Annotated in this window: 19 protein-coding genes and 1 riboswitch; of the genes, 4 read left to right on the top strand and 15 right to left on the bottom strand. The window is 43.9% G+C overall.

Features of this window, described 5'->3' with window-relative positions; translation table 11 throughout:
• Positions 1–13: 13 nt before the first annotated feature.
• From DV872_RS13380 to DV872_RS13370, 3 genes are read right to left on the bottom strand one after another with little or no spacing between them, the layout of a single operon-like run.
• Entirely contained in the window at positions 14–1,339 is a 1,326-nt protein-coding gene (locus DV872_RS13380) for a dihydrolipoamide acetyltransferase family protein (protein ID WP_114630453.1), read from the bottom strand.
• 8 nt (positions 1,340–1,347) lie between these two features.
• The gene (locus tag DV872_RS13375; protein WP_114630452.1) at positions 1,348–2,328 is read right to left on the bottom strand and encodes an alpha-ketoacid dehydrogenase subunit beta; all 981 of its coding nucleotides are present in this window, start codon (positions 2,326–2,328) and stop codon (positions 1,348–1,350) included.
• Between the two features lie 22 nt (positions 2,329–2,350).
• Complete coding sequence (locus DV872_RS13370; RefSeq protein WP_216664390.1) at positions 2,351–3,349, bottom strand: thiamine pyrophosphate-dependent dehydrogenase E1 component subunit alpha; 999 nt, start codon at positions 3,347–3,349, stop codon at positions 2,351–2,353.
• 111 nt (positions 3,350–3,460) lie between these two features.
• Here DV872_RS13370 and DV872_RS13365 point away from each other — a divergent pair, with 111 nt between their 5' ends.
• Positions 3,461–4,405: a GTP-binding protein gene (locus tag DV872_RS13365; protein WP_114630451.1), complete on the top strand. Its 945-nt coding sequence runs from the start codon at positions 3,461–3,463 to the stop codon at positions 4,403–4,405.
• A 27-nt stretch (positions 4,406–4,432) separates the two neighbouring features.
• Here the strand turns inward: DV872_RS13365 and DV872_RS13360 are convergent, their stop codons facing one another.
• The 3 genes from DV872_RS13360 to DV872_RS13350 are packed head-to-tail and all read right to left on the bottom strand — an operon-like array spanning position 4,433 to position 6,827.
• Positions 4,433–4,666 (bottom strand): MoaD/ThiS family protein, encoded by a 234-nt coding sequence (locus DV872_RS13360; protein ID WP_114630450.1) that lies wholly within the window; start codon positions 4,664–4,666, stop codon positions 4,433–4,435.
• The gene (locus tag DV872_RS13355) at positions 4,663–5,097 is read right to left on the bottom strand and encodes a hypothetical protein (RefSeq protein ID WP_114630449.1); all 435 of its coding nucleotides are present in this window, start codon (positions 5,095–5,097) and stop codon (positions 4,663–4,665) included. Before DV872_RS13355 ends, DV872_RS13360 begins: the two co-directional genes overlap by 4 nt.
• Entirely contained in the window at positions 5,097–6,827 is a 1,731-nt protein-coding gene (locus tag DV872_RS13350) for an aldehyde ferredoxin oxidoreductase family protein (RefSeq protein ID WP_114630448.1), read from the bottom strand. Before DV872_RS13350 ends, DV872_RS13355 begins: the two co-directional genes overlap by 1 nt.
• A gap of 64 nt (positions 6,828–6,891) precedes the next feature.
• Positions 6,892–7,019: riboswitch (molybdenum cofactor riboswitch) on the bottom strand.
• A gap of 189 nt (positions 7,020–7,208) precedes the next feature.
• Between DV872_RS13350 and DV872_RS13345 the strand changes: the two genes are divergently transcribed.
• On the top strand, positions 7,209–7,913 hold the full coding sequence (locus DV872_RS13345) for a FadR/GntR family transcriptional regulator (RefSeq protein WP_114630447.1): 705 nt from the start codon (positions 7,209–7,211) through the stop codon (positions 7,911–7,913).
• A gap of 125 nt (positions 7,914–8,038) precedes the next feature.
• Here the strand turns inward: DV872_RS13345 and iolG are convergent, their stop codons facing one another.
• The 8 genes from iolG to DV872_RS13300 all read right to left on the bottom strand — a co-directional run bounded on the left by iolG (position 8,039) and on the right by DV872_RS13300 (position 18,413).
• Positions 8,039–9,052, bottom strand: a complete 1,014-nt coding sequence (iolG, locus tag DV872_RS13340) for an inositol 2-dehydrogenase (RefSeq protein ID WP_114630446.1) — start codon at positions 9,050–9,052, stop codon at positions 8,039–8,041.
• Positions 9,053–9,081: 29 nt separating this feature from the next.
• On the bottom strand, positions 9,082–9,975 hold the full coding sequence (gene iolE, locus DV872_RS13335; RefSeq protein ID WP_114630445.1) for a myo-inosose-2 dehydratase: 894 nt from the start codon (positions 9,973–9,975) through the stop codon (positions 9,082–9,084).
• A 9-nt stretch (positions 9,976–9,984) separates the two neighbouring features.
• The gene (gene iolD / locus DV872_RS13330) at positions 9,985–11,865 is read right to left on the bottom strand and encodes a 3D-(3,5/4)-trihydroxycyclohexane-1,2-dione acylhydrolase (decyclizing) (protein ID WP_114630444.1); all 1,881 of its coding nucleotides are present in this window, start codon (positions 11,863–11,865) and stop codon (positions 9,985–9,987) included.
• Positions 11,862–12,677 (bottom strand): 5-deoxy-glucuronate isomerase, encoded by an 816-nt coding sequence (locus DV872_RS13325; protein WP_114630443.1) that lies wholly within the window; start codon positions 12,675–12,677, stop codon positions 11,862–11,864. Before DV872_RS13325 ends, iolD begins: the two co-directional genes overlap by 4 nt.
• Positions 12,678–12,768: 91 nt before the next feature.
• Complete coding sequence (locus DV872_RS13320) at positions 12,769–13,788, bottom strand: LacI family DNA-binding transcriptional regulator (protein ID WP_114630442.1); 1,020 nt, start codon at positions 13,786–13,788, stop codon at positions 12,769–12,771.
• A 501-nt stretch (positions 13,789–14,289) separates the two neighbouring features.
• A complete protein-coding gene (locus tag DV872_RS13310) occupies positions 14,290–15,885 on the bottom strand; it encodes an acyl-CoA carboxylase subunit beta (protein WP_233516425.1) in 1,596 nt (531 codons plus the stop codon).
• Entirely contained in the window at positions 15,863–17,242 is a 1,380-nt protein-coding gene (locus DV872_RS13305; RefSeq protein ID WP_114630439.1) for an aldehyde dehydrogenase family protein, read from the bottom strand. Before DV872_RS13305 ends, DV872_RS13310 begins: the two co-directional genes overlap by 23 nt.
• Before the next feature lie 94 nt (positions 17,243–17,336).
• Positions 17,337–18,413 carry a transaldolase family protein gene (locus DV872_RS13300; RefSeq protein WP_114630438.1) on the bottom strand — a complete coding sequence of 359 codons (1,077 nt, stop codon included), beginning with the start codon at positions 18,411–18,413 and terminating at the stop codon, positions 17,337–17,339.
• A 493-nt stretch (positions 18,414–18,906) separates the two neighbouring features.
• Between DV872_RS13300 and DV872_RS13295 the strand changes: the two genes are divergently transcribed.
• The gene (locus DV872_RS13295; RefSeq protein WP_114630437.1) at positions 18,907–19,449 is read left to right on the top strand and encodes a hypothetical protein; all 543 of its coding nucleotides are present in this window, start codon (positions 18,907–18,909) and stop codon (positions 19,447–19,449) included.
• A gap of 17 nt (positions 19,450–19,466) precedes the next feature.
• Positions 19,467–20,498, top strand: coding sequence for a leucine-rich repeat protein (locus tag DV872_RS13290; protein WP_114630436.1), 1,032 nt, complete (start codon positions 19,467–19,469; stop codon positions 20,496–20,498).
• Between the two features lie 94 nt (positions 20,499–20,592).
• Here the strand turns inward: DV872_RS13290 and DV872_RS26975 are convergent.
• Positions 20,593–20,778 (bottom strand): general secretion pathway protein (locus DV872_RS26975; RefSeq protein WP_114630435.1); only part of this gene is annotated, 186 nt, incomplete at its 5' end.

The raw sequence follows: 20,778 nt of genomic DNA, 5'->3' as shown, positions 1-20,778 counted from the left end.
TTTCTATCTCTCCTTAAACCATCAAAGCCAGTGGGGTTTCAAGTAATTCCCGTATTCGGCTGAGGAAGATAGAAGACTCGGCACCATCTAAAATTCTGTGGTCAAAAGTAAGGCTGAGTCCCATAATATTACTTACACAGACTGCTCCATCCACTAATTTCAGTTTTTCATCTATAGCACAGACACCCAGTATGGCAGCCTGTGGCTGATTAATAATGGGTGTAAAACCGCTTATCCCGAAGGTACCGATATTACTTATGGTAAAGGTTCCCCCTTCCATTTCCTCTGATTTGATCTTGCCCTCTCTTCCACGCTTTGCCAGGTCGGCAGCGACAGAAGAAAGTTGTTTTAAAGAAAGCCTGTTTGCATTCTGAATGACAGGAACCAGAAGACCTTTTCCTGTTGCCACAGCCATACTGAGATTTATATTCCCTTTATAGATAAGGTCTGTACCATCAAGAACAGCGTTAACCCGGGGATTTTCCTCAAGAGCAAGAGCACAGGCCTTCAATACAAAGTCATTGATAGTGATTTTGACTTCACCATTGAGAGCCTTATTGATCTGTTTTCTAATCTTCAGCATTTCGCTTACGTCAGCTTGTATATGACTGGTTACAACAGGTATTTCAGTATGACTCTGAAGCAGCCGTCTTCCTGTTATTTTCTGAATATTGGTCAAAGGAACTCTCTGATCCTCAGCCATACCTGGGCCTTGCAGTTCCTGAGAAACATTTGAATTCAGATCAGAGCTGAAAATTTTTCCATCATGTCCACTACCCTGTATACCTGACAGATCTAGACCCTGATCCAGAGCCACACGTCCGGCCAGAGCTGTTGTATTCACCTGTTTAAAGGAGAGGACATCGGCTTCCCGGATTTCCCCGGACCGGCCACTGGGTGATATTGATTCAAGGGGCAATGCTCTTTCAGCGGCCGCTCGCCTGGCCGCAGGAGTTGCTTTGACTTTACCATCAGAAACATTGGATGACTCATTGGGAATCTCAGTCTCTGCAGGTTTTGCCTCAAGGTCCGGGAGCCCTGGTTTGCTGATGTCCTGAAGTTCACCAAAACCTTCAGAGGAAGACTCTGGAATCTTCTCTCCCGGTTTCCCTATCCAGGCGATGGTCTGAACAACGGGAACTGTCTCTCCGTTTTCATAAAGGATTTTCAGGATAGTTCCATCATAATCCGATTCCACTTCCATGGAACTCTTATCGGTTTCAATCTCAACAACGGGGTCGCCTGTTGAAACAACATCCCCTTCTTTCACGAGCCATTCAACAATGACTCCTTCTTCCATAGCCATACCCGTTTTGGGCATTATTATTGATTCAGCCATAATGCCTCCTAAAGGATTTCGTCAATGGCAGCAGAAATGCTGTCTATTGTGGGTACAACCAGAGCTTCCAGGTTCGGATTATAAGGAATGGGAACATCCAGTCCTCCGACTCTTTTTACCGGAGCATCCAGATAGAAAAAAGCATCACTGTCAACAATAACACTTGAAAGCTCCCCGCCAAATCCACCTGTCTGGCAGGCTTCATGAACAATGACAACCTTTCCAGTCTTCTTGGCAGACTGAATAAGACAATCTTTATCCAAAGGTACAAGGCTTCTGATATCAATGACTTCGATTTCAATACCCTTTTCAGCGTATTTATCAGCAACTTCCAGACTACGCTGGACCATGCGGCCATAGGTGATAATGGTCAGGTCTTTACCTTCCCGTTTAATATCTGCCACACCAAGAGGAATTGTGTAGTCATCCTCGATTTCAGGGACTTCACCCTTGGTTCTGTATAAAAGTTTCTGTTCAATAAACACAACGGGATTGTTGTCCCTGATGGCTGTTTTCAGGAGCCCTTTGGCATCATAGGGGGTGGAGGGTATAACAACTTTCAGACCCGGGGCATGACAGACCCAGGCTTCCAGACTTTGAGAGTGCTGCTCTGCTGCACCTGTACCAGAACCACCGGGGGCCCTGAGAACCATGGGAACAGACGCCTGTCCACCAAACTGAAACCGGGTTTTTGCCGCCTGGTTTACAAGCTGATCCATGGCCAGTGTCATAAAATCACTGAACATCAGCTCTGCAATAGGCCTGAGGCCGGTCATGGCAGCCCCGGCAGCGGCTCCCGTAATTGCCATTTCGGTGATTGGTGTATCCAATACACGCTCTTCACCAAACTCTTCAAACATCCCGCGGGAGACACCGAAGGCTCCCCCGTATAATCCGATGTCTTCACCCATAAAAATTATATTTTCATCACGACGCATCTCTTCGCTCATGGCTTCTCTGATAGCATCTGCATATGTTATTTCGCGCATTGTATTCTCCTGTATCTCCGGTTCAGTCGGCATATACATCATCAAAGATGTTTTCAATTTTAGGTTCAGGACTGTTCTCTGCAAATTCAACAGCATTTATTATATCCTGCTCTGCCTGCTTATCCAGAGCCTCCAGATCATCCTTAGAGGCAAGACCTTCTTTTATAAGAAATTCACTGTACCGCTTAATGGGACACTTTTCCTTCCACTCTTTAACTTCTTCTTTGCTTCTGTATGCCTGGGGATCACTCTTGGAGTGACCAAACCAGCGATATGTATTCAATACCATCAGCATGGGGCCGTTTTCTTTAACATATTCTTTTGCTTTGAGAGTTTCTTTATATATATTGACCACATCATTTCCATCCAGGGCCAGTCCTTTGATTCCATAAGAAGAGGCACGAACCGAAATATCATCGATATTCATGGATTTACTTACATGAGTAGACATACCATAATAGTTATTGGTGCAAACAAATAAGACTGGAAGTTTCCAGACTGATGCCAGGTTCAGAGCCTCATGAAAAGTACCTTCATTGCTGGCTCCGTCTCCAAAAAATCCGACGGTAATATTATCTTTCTTTAAATATTTCTGACTCAGACCGGCACCTACAGCGAGTGGAATTCCTCCCCCCACAATACCGTTTGCCCCCAGACTGCCAACTGAAAAATCGGCAATATGCATACAACCGCCCTTGCCTTTACAATATCCGGTTTCTTTACCCAGGAACTCAGCCATCATTTTGTTGATGTCCATATTCTTACCGATTCCCTGATTATGACCACGGTGGGTCTGCAAGATATAGTCTTCATTTTCGAGAGCAGAGCACACGCCGATCCCGGTAGCTTCTTCACCAATACAGAAGTGAGCTGTTCCATGAACCTTGCCCTCGACAAAAAGACGGGCAGCTTTTTCTTCAAATTTTCGGGTCTGAACCATTTTAAGATACATGTCCAGATACTTTTCTTTTGTAATCTTCACGCTTTTTGCGTGAGATGTAATGCCTTTTGTATTCTTCATACATATTATTCTACATTAATTCACTTGCATGTCAATTGTAACTTTATTATTTATTTTTTTACATATGTTATTACCATGGATTTGCTCGATTAAAATCGTTACAATCAGATCATGTCAGAGAATCCAATCAAAATTACAATCATCGGCGGTTTCCTTGGAAGTGGGAAAACAACAATCCTCAACAATATAATCAGGGATTTACCAGAAGGGCAGAGAACAGCAATTCTGATAAATGATTTCGGAGATGTTAATATCGATGCCCTTCTTATTGAAAAGGGAGATTATTCCAAGAAGGAGATTAAAGGCGGCTGTATCTGCTGCAGTCTCAAGGAGAAACTGCTCCAGAATCTTCTCACCATAGTAAACGATGAAAAACCGGATCATATCTATATTGAAGCCACCGGCCTGGCCGTTCCCTGGGAGATGAAAAAAAGTATCAGCACCAACTTCAGTGCCGACAAACTCCTGGTGGATGAAGTACTGGTCTGTACGGATGCAATTCAGTTCAAACGCTTCCATGATTATCTTCCCGCCTACTCCAGGCAGTTTGAAGGAAAGCCCTATGTGCTGATTACAAAAGCGGACATTCATGCTTCTGATCTTCTGAAAGAAATCAGAGAAAAACTGCAGCGTCATTATCCGGGAATTTCCGGATTCTCGGAATCCAGAAACGGAACATGGACCAGACCGGAAGCTCAGGATAAAAGAGAAGAGGATCTCCCCAGGGGCATGATGCCCTTTCTTTTACAGGCGAAAATGATAGATACGGGTAAAGATGGAATTGAGCAGCTCTCATTTCAGGGAGCCCTTAAAGAAAATTCGGAAGTGCTGAAATCTCTGATATCAGAAAACAGTGAGAAAATCATCAGACTTAAGGCTCTGATTCCCCAAGAAAGCAGCTGGAAGAGTATTCAGTTTGACGGGGAGATACTTTCAGAGGATTCCATTTATCCTGAAGATTCAGGATTGCTCAAGGAAACAATTCTTACTCTCTTCTGCATGAAAGAGCATAGAGCCTACTTGAAAAAGGTATTCACTCAGATCATAGGAAATTGACAAGGCTGAATATCCCCCCCCAATCTCTCAACCTCCACCTATTGGCGGAAAGAGTCCGAGCACATCACCGTCTTTGAGAGGACTGTGCGGTTCGGCATGGACATTGTTGACAAAAATAATAGTTACTTTTTTCGGTGGGATACCCATTCTGTTCATTATATCCAGCACACGATCCCCTGTTTGAAGAGGAAAATCCGGAACCGATGGAAAGAGAGTACTCAGTGTCGCAAATGTTTTTACTTTAACAACCCCTGCACTCAAACCACATCCTCCGCATAAAAACCCAGTTCCAGAATATCATTTTTATGATCAGAAAGAACAGTATTGAACAGTTTGAGACGCACAAGATTTCCGTCAACCTTGATCCTTCTATCCTCACCGCTGCTCATGCTCTTCCGCATGGCCTTGATGGGACTGTTAGAGCGGAGCATGGCCCCCACCAGACCGGGCATGGCTCCGGACAATACAATTGTATCCCCGGAAACCAGCCTGGTGGAATCAGGTTCATCCACACAGCCGTTATTCAGGATAAGGGTCTGTACCTCCCTCTCCATCCCTTCAGGATCAAGAGAGAGGATTCTGAGGATAAAAGATGTGACAGTCTCCCCGGGCATGTACTCAACAAGAACACCCTGCTGAAGGACGCTGCTCAGGAAGATTCCGTCACATGATCCTTTATCAATTCTTCGCATTACCAGTTAAAGACCTCATCCAGTTCCTCATCTGTTACTTCAAAAACTGCATCGTGGGGTGCCAGTTTTTCTCTCTTGAAATACATAGGCAGACGGTCATCCTCTTTTGTGAATCCTGCACCCTTATTGAAATCCCGCTCCATTGTCAGAACAGATTTACCAAGTGCGGTCACATCATCTGCAGTCATACTCAGGCCGAAAAATGCATTTATAAGATCTACAAAGGCATTGAAAGTTTCAGGCTGATCAAGAATGGGGAATGCAATAAAGAGACACATTCCCGTAGAGTCGATGGCCGCAGTGGCAATCTGGAGATTTCTTGAGAGTTCAATCTGTCCCTGAGGTTTAAGAGGATCTACAAATCCGCCCACTTTAAGAATATTTGTGGCAATGGCATATCCCGCAGTATGGTCGGCACCCTGAGGGGTAGTCGCATAGGTAACACCAATTCCCTGTATGGGTCTGGGATCGTAGGCAGGCATAGCCTGTCCCTTGACAACGGGAGCTCTTTCAAGACCGAATGCCTTTGCAGTCACAGCGGCGCCGCTTCCAAGGATTCGACCCATTGGAGTTCCATCCCCTACTTCCTGAAGAAGTTTAATGGCAGCTTTGGCATCACCGAATTCGGCCATACCTGCATCCATAGCAACCGCAATGGTGGCTCCCATTTCAATTGTATCCAGACCGAAGTCATCATCCATTCTATCCATCTGAGCAATGGCATCAAGATCATCTATGCCGCAGTTGGGTCCATGGGCCCAGACTGTTTCATATTCGGGCTGCTTGGTGACGTAATTACCTTCCTTGTCCACATAGGTACCGGAGCACTGAATGACACAGCCTCTGTGACATCCATGGGTTGCCTTGCCACCCCGGGCTGTTTCTGTTTCAGCCAGTGTCTCACCGCTGATTTTATGAACATTGGGAAACTGACCCTTTGAGAAGTTATTTACAGGGAATCCACCAGCCTCGTTTATTATATTGGCAAGAACATTGGTTCCATACGCAGGGAGTCCCTGACCCGAAACACCATGAGCCTTAATTCCCTTGATAAAAAGCTTATTGGCAGCCTTGAAGGCATCTTCATTTACAGGTTTTCTCACTGAACATCCGCTGTCATCAAGAACAATGGCCTTGATTCCCTTTGCTGCCATTACGGCTCCCACACCGCCACGTCCGCAATGTCTTGTGGGTCTGAGTTCAACATCAGTACAGGCAATAGAAGACGCTGCCAGTTTTCTCTCTCCTGCTGTACCGATAGACATATAGGCAGCCTTGTCGCCATATTTTGCGACTAATTTTTCAACAACATCATAGTTATTCAGTCCAGTGATATCAGTGGCCTCTACAATTGAGATTTCATCTTTTTTTACAACAAGAGTATAGAGTTTACCCTCAGGAGATTGTCCTTCAAGAATAATTGCGGCATAACCGATACGGGCCAGAACCTGGGCGGCCTGTCCTCCTGCATTGGATTCTTTGATTCCACCGGTGAGGGGGCTCTTACAACCTACCGAGAGTCTTCCGGAGATAGCTGCGGCTGAACCGGACATCATACCGGGAGCAATGGCCAGCTTATTTTCAGGACCCAGAGGGTGACAGAGAGGAGGAACTTCTTTGAAAATTACTTTAGTAGTGAGTGCTCTTCCGCCGATACCGGCATAATCACCCACATCTTCAATAACATATTCCGGAGTGGAACCCATTTTGATGCGCAGAATCTTATCCATACTTAACTCCTTTATAAGGACCTCAACAGTCCATATTTCCCGTATTTGAACCCGGATATCTAAAAGTCCGGACGGTGTATCTCCTTTTCAAACACGGAAGGCTCTGAGATTTCTCTCCAGAACCCTTACGGTCAGAATTCCTTTGTCTTAATAAAAGACTTTAGGAATAAAGACTCGGAGAAGTACGCTGAATTTAAGTATATTATAGATTGGTCATTTGTAAATGAAATTGTTACTTTATATTAACAATTCATGTGTACAAATCAGAAATCGGAGGATAAAAATCCAAGGCCCATATATTATGAATTAAATCTTTAAATTATGCCTTCTCTGTTGTCTGAATTCTACAAATGTTGTATTGTCATACAATAGGAGTCATAGATGGCCAAAATTCGTCAAAAAACAGTTGTAGAGCAGGTAATGGAGCAGATAAAAGAGCTTATTGCCTCCGGAGAGTATCAACCGGGAGACAAACTGCCTACAGAACATGAACTTGCAGCACGTTTCGGAATAGGCCGCTCCTCAGTTCGTGAAGCCATAAAAATATTCAATTATCTCGGAGTCCTGAAATCCAAAGCTGCCAAGGGCACTTTTCTTTCAGACAGAGCTAATATTTCCACCGAAGCACTCTCCTGGGCCATTTTGATGGGTAAAGAAGAACAACATGAACTTATCGAGACCCGAGGAGCAATCGAACTCTGGAGTGTAATAAACCTGACAAGACAGTCTATGGAAAAATCTGAAGCCGTTGAAGAAGTCCTGAAAGAGCTGCAGAAAGAGGTTGATGAGATGAAAGCCGGAATTGAATCGGCCTCTCCTGAAACAACCGTAGAAGCTGATTACAATTTCCATAACATCATAGTTAAGAGTACCGGAAACACTCTATTCTATGCCATATACCAGACTCTTAAATCCTTTATGTATGAAGAGATAGTAAAATCCCAGGATGATTATTCCGACCGTTCTCTGATTGTTTCTGAACATCAGCATATTGTTGATACAATCAGATCCGGTGAAATCAACCAGTCAGTTGTAACCTTCAGCTCTCATATCGAAAATATTGAAAGCCGCCTGAATATCCGCTGATCATTCAGCCTCGATTATTCCCTTAATTATTTAAAATCCAATAAAAAAACCGCTTCCCCTTGAGTTCCTTCATTAAAGAAGGCAACTCTCGAAGAAACGGCTTTTCAAGCTGTTCTATTGCTTAATTAATAATTGAGTTTTACAGGCTTTCCTGTTTTCAAAGATTCACCAGCTGCAATTGCAATCTGTACGGGTCTCAATGCGTCAATGCCGCCCAGGGGAGTATCTGTATCATTGATAATAGCCTCACAGAACTCTCTCAGTTCCTGTACAAAGGAAGCCATATAACGCTCAAGAAAGAAGTGAAAAGGTTTTTCAGAAATGATTCCATCTTCAGTACTGAGTACTGCCGTAGACTGTGTATCATTTCCAGTCGCAACAGATCCCTTACTGCCGAAAACTTCAGCACGCTGATCATATCCATAGGCCGCTTTTCTGGAGTTATCGATACAACCGATAGCACCATTGGCAAATTTCATAGTTATCAGTGCGGTATCAATATCACCGGCCTTTCCTATTTCGGGATCAACAAGCACAGCACCCTGAACAAAAATTTCTTCTACTTCACTGCCGCTTAAATAACGGACCATATCAAAATCATGGATGGTCATATCAACAAACATACCACCGGAACTTTTTACATATTCGATGGGGGGTGGTGAGGGATCTCTTGAAACGATCTTAATCATGTGGGGATCACCGACTTTGCCAGCCTCCACAGCATCTTTTACGGCTCTGAAGTTGTGATCAAAACGTCTGTTGAATCCAATCTGGAACTTCACACCCGCTTCCTCAACAATTGCCAGAGTCTGCTTGATACTTTCGACATCAAGGTCAATGGGTTTTTCACAGAAGATATGCTTTCCTGCCTTTGCCGCTTCTCTTGTAATCTGTGCATGTGTATCTGTAGGAGTACAGATAAGAACAGCATCAATTTCTGAATCAGCTAGAATATCCTTGTATTCTTTAGTTGTTGATTCAACACCCATGGACTGTGCCCAGGCAGCAGTCTCATCATTCATAAATGGGTCAGCCATAGTTTTAACTGATGCTCCGGAAATCTGATTACAGATTCCTTCGGCATGTACCCTTCCGATTCTTCCGGCACCTATGATGCCGATATTCAATTTTTTCTTCATTTTTATCTCCCGGTTCTGAAAACTATTTCTCAGATACCTGTATTTTTTCTTATGTAATCTCTGGCCATCTTGGCATATGCAAAGGGGTTGGCTTTAGCCGGGTCCTGTTCTGCCTCAACAACCATCCAGCCTCTGTATTCATTCTGTTCCAGAATACTGAAGATTGAAGGAAAATCGATTGAACCATCACCGGGGACTGTAAAGACACCCTGTCTGACAGCATCAAGAAAGGATGAATCATTGGACTTTACATCAGCATAGACATCAGTTCTCATATCTTTAAGATGAACATGGCCTACCCTTCCAATAAACTTTTTCAATGCTGCAACGGGATCTTCTCCGGAAAAGGCAAAATGCCCGGCATCAAAGAGTAGAGAGACCTTTGCAGGATCTGTGTCATTCAGAAATCGTTCTGTCTCTTCAACAGTCTGCACACCTGTTCCCATATGATGATGAAAAGCCAGCTTAAGACCTTCTTCATTGGCAATATGTCCCAGTTTATTCATTCCATTACACATCTGAGCGAACTCTTCTGTGCTTAATACAGCTTTTCCACTGAAAACGGATGTAGTTGTATCACCCTGGCAGGAACGTGTCTGCTCTGAAGGACCGATAACATCGGCACCCATGGCTTTCAGGAAAGAGAGCTGGGCTCTGAAATCTTTTTCAACCTGCTCGAAGGGCTGTGAAGCCAGAAAAGAACTGAACCACTGATTACAGATTTTCAGCCCTCTCAGATCCAGATGCTCTTTCAGGACTGCCGGATCTTTAGGATATTTATTTCCCACTTCAGAACCTGCATACCCTGCCAGAGCCATTTCACTGACACACTGTTCAAATGTGACTTCCGCACCGAGATCGGGCATATCGTCGTTGGTCCAGCCGATGGGAGCCATGGCCAGTTTTACATTGTCTTTATTCATTTTTTACCTCTAATACTGTTTTGCTTCTGCAATATTTTTAACAAGTTCTTTATTGGCTTTGAGAACAGCTTCTTTTTTGGAAACTTCGGGTGTACCGACTCTCCACCAGCTTTCATATCCTTCTGACATGGAGTCAAAATCAACCTTGATATCAAGGAGTGTAGTTACAGGACTCTCTTTAGCTTCAGCCAGAGCCGTTCTAAGCTCTTCTGAATTATGAACTCTCCAGACTCTGCATCCATAACCTTCGGCTATTTTTGCATAATCTACGGGAATCGGTTTTCCACCTTCATCAAGACGTCCTGTCTCAGGATTTCGATATTTTAATTCACAGCCGAACTTGGGAATCCCCTGGCTGGTCTGCAGATTATCAATACAGCCGAATCCGTTATTATCAAAGAGCATGATATTGATTTTGACGCCTTCCTGTATGCTGGTAAGCAGTTCTGAATGGAGCATTACAAAACTGGCATCACCGGTCATGGAGTAGACCTCCTGATCAGGTGCGGCAATTTTTGCACCTACAGCGCCGGAAACTTCATAGCCCATGCAGGAAAATCCATATTCCATATGGTAGGTATCTTTATGTCTTGATCTCCAGACTCTCTGCAGATCACCGGGAAGACTTCCGGAAGCACCTACAATAATTGCATCCTTATCAAAAATCTCTTCATTCATAATCCCAAGAGCTCTGAGCTGTGAGTAGATTCCATTGGGTCCCAGTTCATTATCAGAATAGAGATGATCTACTTCCTTTTTCCAGGCAGCTCTTGCATCTTCAATTTCACTGCTGTAAGAGGATTTCCATCCCTTTTTCTCCAGTTCTGCACTCAGTGAGTCCAGTCCTGCTTTCGCATCACAGAGGAAGGGAAAAGCATTCATCTTATAGGCATCAAAACTGTTAACGTTTAGGGAGAGAACTTTTACATTATCCCTTTTAAATGATGATTTACTTGCAGTAGTGAAGTCTGAAAGTCTTGTTCCCACAGCAATAACAAGATCTGTTTCCGCAGCAATAACATTGGCTGCCAGACCTCCTGTGACTCCGAGGCCTCCAAGATTCATGGGATTGTCCCAGGTCACTGCACTTTTACCGGCCTGTGTTTCGCCAAAGGGAATATTGAATTTCTCACAAAATGAGGCCAAAGCTTCTCCGGCCTCTGAATAGCGGACTCCTCCGCCGCAGACAACAAGGGGTTTACTGCTTTCAGTAATTACTGAAGCAGCTCTCTTAACAGCATCATCTGATAGAGAACGGCGCTCAATGAAGTGAACCCGTTTTTCAAAGAATTCCACCGGATAGTCCCAGGCTTCCGCCTGTACATCCTGGGGCAGGGCCAGACAGACTGCACCCGTATCAGCAGGATCGGTAAGAACACGCATGGCATTCATGGCCGCAGACATCAGCTGCTCGGGGCGGCTGACTCTGTCCCAGTAACGGCAGACAGAGCGGAAGGCATCATTGCTGGTTACAGTACTGTCATTAAACTGCTCCATCTGCTGAAGGACGGGATCGGGCTGCCGGCAGGCAAAAGAATCACCCGGAAGGAGTAAGACCGGGATTCTGTTAACTGAAGCCAGGCCGGCAGCTGTCACCATATTGAGTGCACCGGGGCCGATGGAGGAAGTCACGGCCATTATTTTCCGGCGGTTATTCTGTTTTGCATAGGCAATAGCCGCATGGGCCATACCCTGTTCATTATGTCCCTGGTAGAATTTGAGAGAGTGATCAGGCTCCTGAAGAGCCTCCCCTATCCCGACAACACATCCGTGTCCGAATATACCGAATACACCATTTACAAATTTTTCTTCTTCTCCATCAAAGGAGATATATTGATTATCAAGAAATTTAACCAGGGCCTGTCCCATGGTCATTCGGACTGTTTTCATATTTTTGTTCCTTCATGTTTCAGCTCGGGCCAGATCTTTACTTCAGGATCGATAAGCCATTTATGCTCTTCTTTGAAATATCTGGTAGACGGCAGCCATCTGTCTTCAGGAAGATGGGAAATCATCCAGATGTAATACATGGCGTAACCTGCTGCTGTCACCTGTGAATGGGTTTTACCCCCATTGATGAGACATGTATCGCCATTTTTTGTATAAAAAGCTTCTTCATCCAGAAGAGAGACTCCGAATCCCTGCTCAGGAAAATGTCTGTAATGATAAATCTCAGGCTGAGGATGATGATGGGGGGGATAACTGGACCAGCGGCCGGGATGATTTATGACCTCACCCAGAACCATGTTGGATTCAGGGGCAATCTCACCATCAAATACAGTACGGACAGTACGTTTGGCAGCATCATGCATTATTCCTCCACCGAAGATATCACTTCTGATATCTTCAGGTCTGTATAGCTTAGAAGGAAAATCTTTACTATTTGTCTTCTTTTCCACAGAAATCTCGACATCGGACAATGCTGTTATTTTTACCTCCACCCCACTAGGTACATGCAGTACAGAGGGGCTTTCTTCAAAACAGGAAGAGCGTTTCATTACGGCTTCTTCTCCCTGCCATTCAAAGCGGAGTTCACCTGAAATCAGAAGCCAGGCCCGTTCTTTGATCTGATCACCGTCTTCCCAAACGTCTCCGGCAGATAATCTGAGAATTCCAAAATCAAGGAGCATATCCGAATGGATTCCATTTTCCTCTGTTATAGAGGTATACCCAGAATCTTGTATCTGATTTTTTACTATCATATAATTCCTCCTGCAGATACTCAGTCACTTACTGATATCTGATTGTTTTATTTTATTATTCTCACTTTCAAAAGAGAGAGATTATCCTATTTCAGGATGATTCACGTGGTACAAGAACGGGCTGTATGCTGATTCTTTTCTTCAGCAGCTGTTCCCCATTCTTCATTTTCTCAATCTGCATAAAAAGGCGGTCACAGGATATATGAGCCAGCTCTTCCCGAGGCTGATGAATTGATGTAAGCCCCGGATTATTATAAAGACAGAATTCGGTGTCGTCATAACCGACAACAGACATATCAGCAGGCATTATCATTCCTGCATCCCTCATAGCCTGCATAGCACCCAGGGCCATCAGATCATTGGAGCCGAACAGTGCGTCATACTCTTTGATCTCTTCGATATTTGAACTGACAACAGCCCTGGCAGCATCAAATGAGGAATCACTGTAATATCGATTTACCGTGAATCCGGCCTTTTCAATTGTGTCGCAGAATCCGTCTTCTCTCTGTCTGTACTCCAGATGCTTCTCTTCCTCTGCAATAAGGACAAATGTCTGATTGCCTTTTTTCAGCAGATGCTCTGCTACAAGACGTCCCCCCATATAGTGATCTGTATAAACCACGTCCTGGTCCTGCACCACTTTTCCAGGAGGATAGTGAATGCATACAAAGGGGACCGATTTTTTCTCAAGAAACTCGCAGCTCTCTTCACTGAGATCTTCCAGCAGAATGATCAGACCATCAACCTTGTTTCTTGTTACCAGCCGGATAATATTATTCTGACCGGAATAATGATTCTGCTGATGGGAAACGATCAGATCCATATCAGCCTTTTCCAGACTCGTACGGAGTTTGTTCATCAGCATACTGTGATAGACGTTTACATTAGATTCTTTGTACTGCTCAGGCATGATAATACCGACTGTTCCGGCCCGGCTTGTAATCATACTTCTTGCACCGGCATTAAACTCAAAACCCAGGTCATCTGCAATTTTGTTCACCTTGGACTTTGTTTTATCAGACACTAAAGAACTGTCATTGAGACAACGGGAGACTGTAGAGAAACTGACTCCTGCTATTTCTGCAATATCTTTAATGGTGACCTGTTTCATTAAACCCTCAATAAATAATCTTAGACAATGGATATCTTGCAATTCTTTGCAAACGTTGTCATTAACTATGATTATTATACTGAAACTATTGTATTGTCAAGTTTTATTATTACCTCATTTCTAGTTACACATCTATATACATACCATACATGTATTTAAAATATATTTTTCTATCAATTAAAAGATAAAAACTGACTGTTGGAATTAAAAAAATAAAGAGTGAATCAATGCACGAAAGGAAGAATAAATACAAACGTTTGCAGTTCTCAGCTCTGTACAGGAAATTGCTATATTACTATGAGATAAAAAATGCCCGATCCCCCGGTTAAAAGGGATCGGGCCGGATCAGGAAAAAAGGGTTATCCTACTTCTTTCTTTGAGTCCATACAGAAGCATCTGAATATATTCCGGGCACATGCTCGGGAACATATCGGACATCATTTGCTTCTGCTGCAAAACTATTCTTATTTCGATTCTTATCTCTTAATCTTTTTATAAACATCATAGCGGTATATTTCCATGTTTCTTATACGGCAGGGTTTCCTGTTTATCCGCACACATTTCCATAGATCTGATAAGCTCCTTCCTCACTGATTCAGGGGCAACCACATCGTCCACAATTCCAAGAGAAGCTGCAGAAAAGGGATTCATAAACTTTTCCTGGTACTCATGCATCTTTATCTCACGAATAAGATCTGAATCTTTGGCTGCTTTAATTTCATTTCTGAAAATAATATTAGCAGCGCCTGAAGCACCCATTACTGCGATCTCTGCAATGGGCAGCGCGAGGACACGGTCATATCCAAGAGCCTTGGAAGCCATTCCAATATAGGCGCCACCATAGGCTTTTCGGAGTACAAGAGCCAGCTTGGGAACCGTTGCTTCTGCAATAGCATAAAGCAGTTTAGCTCCGTGACGGATGATGCCTCCATGTTCCTGTTCAGTACCGGGCATATATCCGGGTACATCAACAAGTGAAACAATGGGAATCCCGAAGGAATCACAGAATCTGATAAAACGGGCAGCCTTATCAGATGAATCTCTGTTAAGAGCACCGGCAAACACATTAGGCTGATTCCCGATAACACCTACAGATCTTCCACCCAGACGGGAAAATCCGACTACCATACTCCTGGCAAAATACTTATGAACTTCCAGAAACTCACAGTCTTTATCAAAAAGCAAAGCAATAATATCCCGAATATCATAGGGTCTGTTTGACTGTCCCGGGATAATCCGGAGAATATCCGAAGTATCCCTGTTAGGATCATCCTTACTGTCAACAACAGGAGGAGTTTCCTTATTTGATGAAGGAATAAAGGTGAGCAGTTTACTAACTGTAAGTAGACACTCATCTTCACTGCTGCAGTTAAAGTGGGCATTACCACTCAAGCTGTTGTGAGCCACGGCACCACCAAGGGTCTCATGGCTAACATCTTCACCTGTCACAGCCCTAATGACATCGGGACCTGTTATATACATATGGCTGGTTTTATCCACCATAAATACAAAGTCAGTCAGCGCAGGAGAATATGCGGCTCCACCGGCACAGGGCCCCATGATCAGACTGATCTGGGGAATAACTCCGGAAGCAAGGATATTGCCTCTGAAGATACTTCCATATCCTTCCAGAGACATAACTCCTTCCTGAATACGGGCTCCACCTGAATCGTTGATCTGAATAAAGGGTTTACCAGTCTTCAGAGCCATCTGCAGAGTTCCGGCTATCTTGGAAGCATGCTGCTCCCCGAGAGATCCGCCCAGAACAGTAAAGTCCTGAGAAGACATCCAGACCTGCCGTCCCCCCATAAGTGCGCTTCCGGTTATTACACCATCACCGCTGATTTTCTTTTTATCCATGCCGAAGTCATCGATACGGCTCAGCTCATAGGGCTGATTCTCAATAAAGCTGCCATCATCCACAAGAAGATGGATTCTTTCGCGGGCCGTATGTTTTCCTTTGGCTCTCTGTCTGGCCCGGCGGTCTTCACCACCCCCGGCCAGCATGGACTTCCGCATCTTCTCAAGGAGAGCCAGGCTCTCCCTGTGAGTTCTGGGAAGTTCCGGAACCTGATCAGCCTTTTCTGACTTGCTCACTGAATAACTCCTTGTCATCAGGCTGTCGGTTGGCGATAGGAGAGGAGACCCAGGTTGTGTTCATCAGATGTTTCCAGGTGATATTTTCGCTTGAGATATTTCCTCCCCAGGTTCCGCAACCCAGGGTTAATGTCATAGGCATTCCATTTGTCCAGGCACCGCTGTTGGCGAGACACTGGGGCTGATTTACCATAACTCGTGAAACTTTTACCTGTTCGGAAAGCTGCATAACCCGCTCTTCATTGGAGCTGTGGATTCCACAGGAGTGACCTGCACCGGAGAAGTTGGTTATATCGTTCACCATCTGTACGGCATTGTCAAAATTGTCCCATTTATATACAGCTGTAACAACAGAAAGTTTTTCACCGGAGAAGGGGAAATCTGCACCGATTCCGCTCTCTTCTACAAAGAAAAAACAACGGTCTTCAGGAAGATCAATTCCGGCAATCCTGGCAATCTTAGCGGCTGGCTGGGCAACTACATCTCTGTTGAGGTGAACACCGTCAGGCCACAGAGCAGTCTGGAGTTTATTCTTCTCATCCTCATCACAAAGGTATCCGCCTTCATCCTGAAGAGCAGCAACAAAAGTGTTGTAAATAGTATCCTGAATAAGACAGGCATTCTCAGCTGAACAGCTTGTAGCCTGGTCAAAGGTTTTTGAACGTTTAATTTTATCAGCGACAACGGCCATATCCTGAGTGTCATCAACGATGGTTACTGCATTACCCGCACCTACACCGTAGGCGGGAGTACCGCTGGAATAGGCTGCCTTTACAAGACCTCCACCACCGGTGGCCAGTATAAGGTCACACTGCTCCATGAGATCCTGAGAGTTATCCATGGTGACTTCATCCATATGAATAATAAGATCGGCAGGGTAACCTCCGGCTTCCAGAGCCTCTCTCATTTTATTAACGACAATTTCGTTTGTTTTTCGGGCACGTGGATGGGGAGCCAGGATGATGGCATTTCTTGTCTTAATGGCACTCATTGCCTTAAGAACCTCAGTTGCTTCACAATTGGTACAGGGAACAAGAGCCCCGATAACACCGACAGGTTTGGCAATCTTAATAAGCCCCAGAGCCTTGTTTTCCTCAATAACTCCAGTGGACTTTTCACCTTTCATATCGAACCAGCCGCCCCGGACCTTATTCATCATCTTCCCGTATTTACTGGAGACATCACCCATCTGAGTTTCTTCAAAGGCGAACTCTGCAATTTTCTGTGCAAAATCTTCCTGAATTGTAGCCCAGGCGATTCTCTCGCACATATTATCAACCTGTTCCTGGCTGAAAAACTCTATCTGTTTCTGAGCCGCACGGGCTCTATCCATTAATTTACTGATATATTCTGACATATTATATTCCTTCTTATCCTATTGATTATCCTATTGATTATCCTATTGATTATCCTATTGATTACCCAAACAAGGGGATTTCTCCCCCTGATTATTATGCGTCGGGATTGGGAACCATAAAGTCCCTTACAACAGACAGCAGTTCGGTATATCCAGCCAGGAATCCTCTGAGGGTTCTTGAAGTGGCACCATAGGTTACAAACTCTTCATGTTTCAGGCCGTAAGCTTCATAGGCTTTAGTAAAATCGGGGAACTTCTTGTGAAGTTCTTCCAGAATTGCAGGATCAACGGGTTTATCAATTGTAACTTCTACAGGAACATCACAGTTGTTAAACTTTTTCTGCCATCCTCCGGGAATTGTCTGAACAATGTCATCACCGATCAACTGTGACCAGTGCAGATGGTTTCTGTAGGCTGCAGAGAGGAGTCTGGTTCTGAATCCCTTTTCTTTATAGATCTTATAGGCTTCCTTGAAAGCAGCCACACCAGCCCAGTCCAGAGTTCCGGGGTTGGTAATAATGCCTTCTTTAGCCGCAACAATTTTGAGCCAGTCATCCAGACGCCCCACCATGATGGTACATACGGGAGTCATGTTTGAAACATCTTTCCCTTCGGCTTCTCTTCTTTTCAATCCGCGCTCTACTGCTTCACCCACGGCAACAGCCTGAGGAACAGTAAAACTTACAGTGGCGTTGATGTTGACACCCTGGTATGTAGCCTCTTCAAAGGCTTTAATTCCGGCAGCGGTTGCAGGCATTTTAACCATCATATTAGAAGCCAGTTTATTAAACTGAACAGCCTGAGCTGTCATGGCTTCTGCATCTCTATAGAGCTGGGCATTTGTCTGAATGGAGATTCTACCCTTCTTACCCTTAGTTTCATCAAAAACAGGTTTCAGAACATCAGCACCCTTTACGGCCATCTCTTCAATCAGCTTCCAGGATATATCCACTTCTGAAGCAGTGGGCATTTCTTTGATAAGTTCTTTAATTCTACCCTGCCAGAGGTGCATTTCTTTCTTTAGAACATTAAGAACAATAACGGGGTTGGTAGTCGCTCCGGAGGCTCCGTGGCCGATGGCATATTCCAGCTCTTCGATAGAACAGGAATCGTTCCAGACTTCCATATCACAGATGGACACTGATTTTTTCATTGGACTCATATTACTCATATTTATCTCCTGTTTTCTTTAAACTTATTTGCGTTTGTTGTATTGTATGATAATACCACAATCCGATATTTGTAAAGGGCTTTTTACCCTATTGTCTGATATTCTTACTTTTAAAGTTTTATGATTGAGAGATGGAAGGGTTTTTCAAACTGTTTAAGAAATCATAATAAATACTTAATACTTATACAGAAAAGAAATAATACTTTAATATCCTTTAATGGGAATGTTATTATTACATATCTTTAATTTTGTCAAAATTACTTTTTTGAGAACATATATTGGATCAGAAGAGAAATCTCCGTCAAATACGATTAAAAGGGTCAAGATTAAGAACATATGAATGGCCCTTCCCTTCATTATAGTTTATTTGATTTTTTATCTTAAATCCTCATTAAAAAACTGAAACCTATTCCAAGGGATAGTTGTGGGCAGAACTTTTCGCTCTTAGATTAGAGAACTAACAATGTTCATTTCCTGGGAGAATCGAATACAAATGAAAAAAAGTCTATTTGCTATGTTACTTCTTATATCCACTATGTCTCTCAATGCCCTGAATTCAATCGATGCAGGGGTGCAGTTCGGCTTGCCCCTGGGTGATTACGGAAATTATGCAGGATTCTCTTTCGGCACCGGGTTTCAGATAAATGTAAGCCCGGGCTTTGAGGACGATCTTATTTTTTTCGCCTCTGCAGAAGTTAATAAATGCCAGTCTAAAACGACATGGGTTGACTTCTTTATTGATGTTCCCCTTTTTACAGGACTCGCTTATACCTTTCATGCCACTAAGGATATAGAGATTATTCCCGAACTGGGCATCGGAATCATAAATCACATAGCCTATGGTGATGTTTATCGAACCGGAAACAACAGTGTTGATTATTTTCTGGATACAGCAGGTCGGATCAGCATAAAAACCTCCTACAATCTCAATGACAATATTGCCGTTTACATCCGGCCCTCCTGGATTTACTTCTTTGAGGATGAAAATACCGGCAGCACCCTGGGAGCCCAACTGGGTATGAGTCTCAGATTCTAAATAAAAGGGAAAAATTCATGAAAAAAATACAATCGAAAGTAATACTGATATTATCATTTCTGTTGATCCTGGCAGGATGCAGCAACCTGATTTCTGAACTGGAACGGATAGATTTAAACGGCGAAACAAAAGTGAAACTCCTGGATACAGACGGAAAGAGCGTCCTGGTCGATATGGTCATGACGGAGGAAGAAAAGGGATTGGATTTAGATGGTGATGGTACCGTTGATGTCCCCCTTGTTGAAAGTGAATCCAACCCATCTACAGGAATCTATGCTCTGGACTTTAACAACGATGGAATTGTTGATTTCTACCTCATCGTCTCGGCAACAGGTACGAGTACTCTGAATACTGCCAAAGATGGCAGCGGAACAGCAGGGACAGTCATTGTCAGCGACGATGGAACAGTTACAGGGATCGATACAGATGGTGACGGGAATCCCGATGTAACGGCAAGTACGAGTGATACAAGCAATACGAATGAGACACCAATTGCAGCTGCCACGGAACACAGCATCACCTACAATAGCAATGGAAATGATGCCGGAACAGCTCCCGGCGATTCAACAGTATATTCCACGGGTGAGAGCATCACCATCCTGGGAAATCCGGGCAGTCTGGCAGAGGGATTAAATCTCTTTGTATGCTGGAACACGGCTGCAGATAAAAGCGGCACAGATTACATGGAGGGTGACAGCTTAGTTGTCAGTGACAGCGATATTGTGCTCTATGCCATTTATGGAAATATGATAACTCCGGGTGTGTTTTTTAAAGGCATCAAATATAGATCCATTGGGGCAACGATGACAATGGAAACTGTAGATTGTGATGAAACACTCAGTGGAGAAGTAACCCCTATTTCCCAGCTGATGGGGTATGATCTTGCAGGAATAGGACCCATGTCATTCATGAATTGCACAAGCATAACCAAGCTAAACATTCCTGAAGGAGTCACACGAATAAGACATTCAAGCTTTCAAAATTGCACTGAATTAACTGAAGTTATTATTCCAAGCTGTTACCCGCCCGCCAGCACTTCCACCACCTGACAAGCTTGGTTTCCACCACTCGACAGTCAGCTCTGCAGAATGTGAACACACTGCATTACCAACTGACGACCAATGGAAAATCATAGAGTCAATTTCATTGGGGGAAGGGAAGGTCTTTTGAATCGATAATTTCGCGTTTACTAATTGCTCCGCTGATCAATGCCTGATAACAGATTTTATTAACCTGCCTGTTAATCCCTTCTGATCGATTATGGATCTCACTTCTTGCGGAATCCGAAAAGATAGAAGTATTCCTTCCTGCTATCTTCAGAGAATGATC

The organism is Oceanispirochaeta sp. M1, from assembly GCF_003346715.1.
Classification (GTDB): domain Bacteria; phylum Spirochaetota; class Spirochaetia; order DSM-2461; family DSM-2461; genus Oceanispirochaeta.
The sequence above is the reverse complement of the archived record's forward strand: the minus strand, read 5'-3'. Positions and strand labels throughout refer to the sequence as shown.

What these genes read in the sequence shown, in the direction of transcription:
- DV872_RS13380 (WP_114630453.1), bottom strand. Translation starts at nt 1,339, where the DNA reads ATGGCTGAATCAATAATAATGCCCAAAACGGGTATGGCTATGGAAGAA.
- DV872_RS13375 (WP_114630452.1), bottom strand. Translation starts at nt 2,328, where the DNA reads ATGCGCGAAATAACATATGCAGATGCTATCAGAGAAGCCATGAGCGAA.
- DV872_RS13370 (WP_216664390.1), bottom strand. Translation starts at nt 3,349, where the DNA reads ATGAAGAATACAAAAGGCATTACATCTCACGCAAAAAGCGTGAAGATT.
- DV872_RS13365 (WP_114630451.1), top strand. Translation starts at nt 3,461, where the DNA reads ATGTCAGAGAATCCAATCAAAATTACAATCATCGGCGGTTTCCTTGGA.
- DV872_RS13355 (WP_114630449.1), bottom strand. Translation starts at nt 5,097, where the DNA reads ATGCGAAGAATTGATAAAGGATCATGTGACGGAATCTTCCTGAGCAGC.
- DV872_RS13350 (WP_114630448.1), bottom strand. Translation starts at nt 6,827, where the DNA reads ATGGATAAGATTCTGCGCATCAAAATGGGTTCCACTCCGGAATATGTT.
- DV872_RS13345 (WP_114630447.1), top strand. Translation starts at nt 7,209, where the DNA reads ATGGCCAAAATTCGTCAAAAAACAGTTGTAGAGCAGGTAATGGAGCAG.
- iolG (WP_114630446.1), bottom strand. Translation starts at nt 9,052, where the DNA reads ATGAAGAAAAAATTGAATATCGGCATCATAGGTGCCGGAAGAATCGGA.
- iolE (WP_114630445.1), bottom strand. Translation starts at nt 9,975, where the DNA reads ATGAATAAAGACAATGTAAAACTGGCCATGGCTCCCATCGGCTGGACC.
- iolD (WP_114630444.1), bottom strand. Translation starts at nt 11,865, where the DNA reads ATGAAAACAGTCCGAATGACCATGGGACAGGCCCTGGTTAAATTTCTT.
- DV872_RS13325 (WP_114630443.1), bottom strand. Translation starts at nt 12,677, where the DNA reads ATGATAGTAAAAAATCAGATACAAGATTCTGGGTATACCTCTATAACA.
- DV872_RS13320 (WP_114630442.1), bottom strand. Translation starts at nt 13,788, where the DNA reads ATGAAACAGGTCACCATTAAAGATATTGCAGAAATAGCAGGAGTCAGT.
- DV872_RS13305 (WP_114630439.1), bottom strand. Translation starts at nt 17,242, where the DNA reads ATGTCAGAATATATCAGTAAATTAATGGATAGAGCCCGTGCGGCTCAG.
- DV872_RS13300 (WP_114630438.1), bottom strand. Translation starts at nt 18,413, where the DNA reads ATGAGTAATATGAGTCCAATGAAAAAATCAGTGTCCATCTGTGATATG.
- DV872_RS13295 (WP_114630437.1), top strand. Translation starts at nt 18,907, where the DNA reads ATGAAAAAAAGTCTATTTGCTATGTTACTTCTTATATCCACTATGTCT.
- DV872_RS13290 (WP_114630436.1), top strand. Translation starts at nt 19,467, where the DNA reads ATGAAAAAAATACAATCGAAAGTAATACTGATATTATCATTTCTGTTG.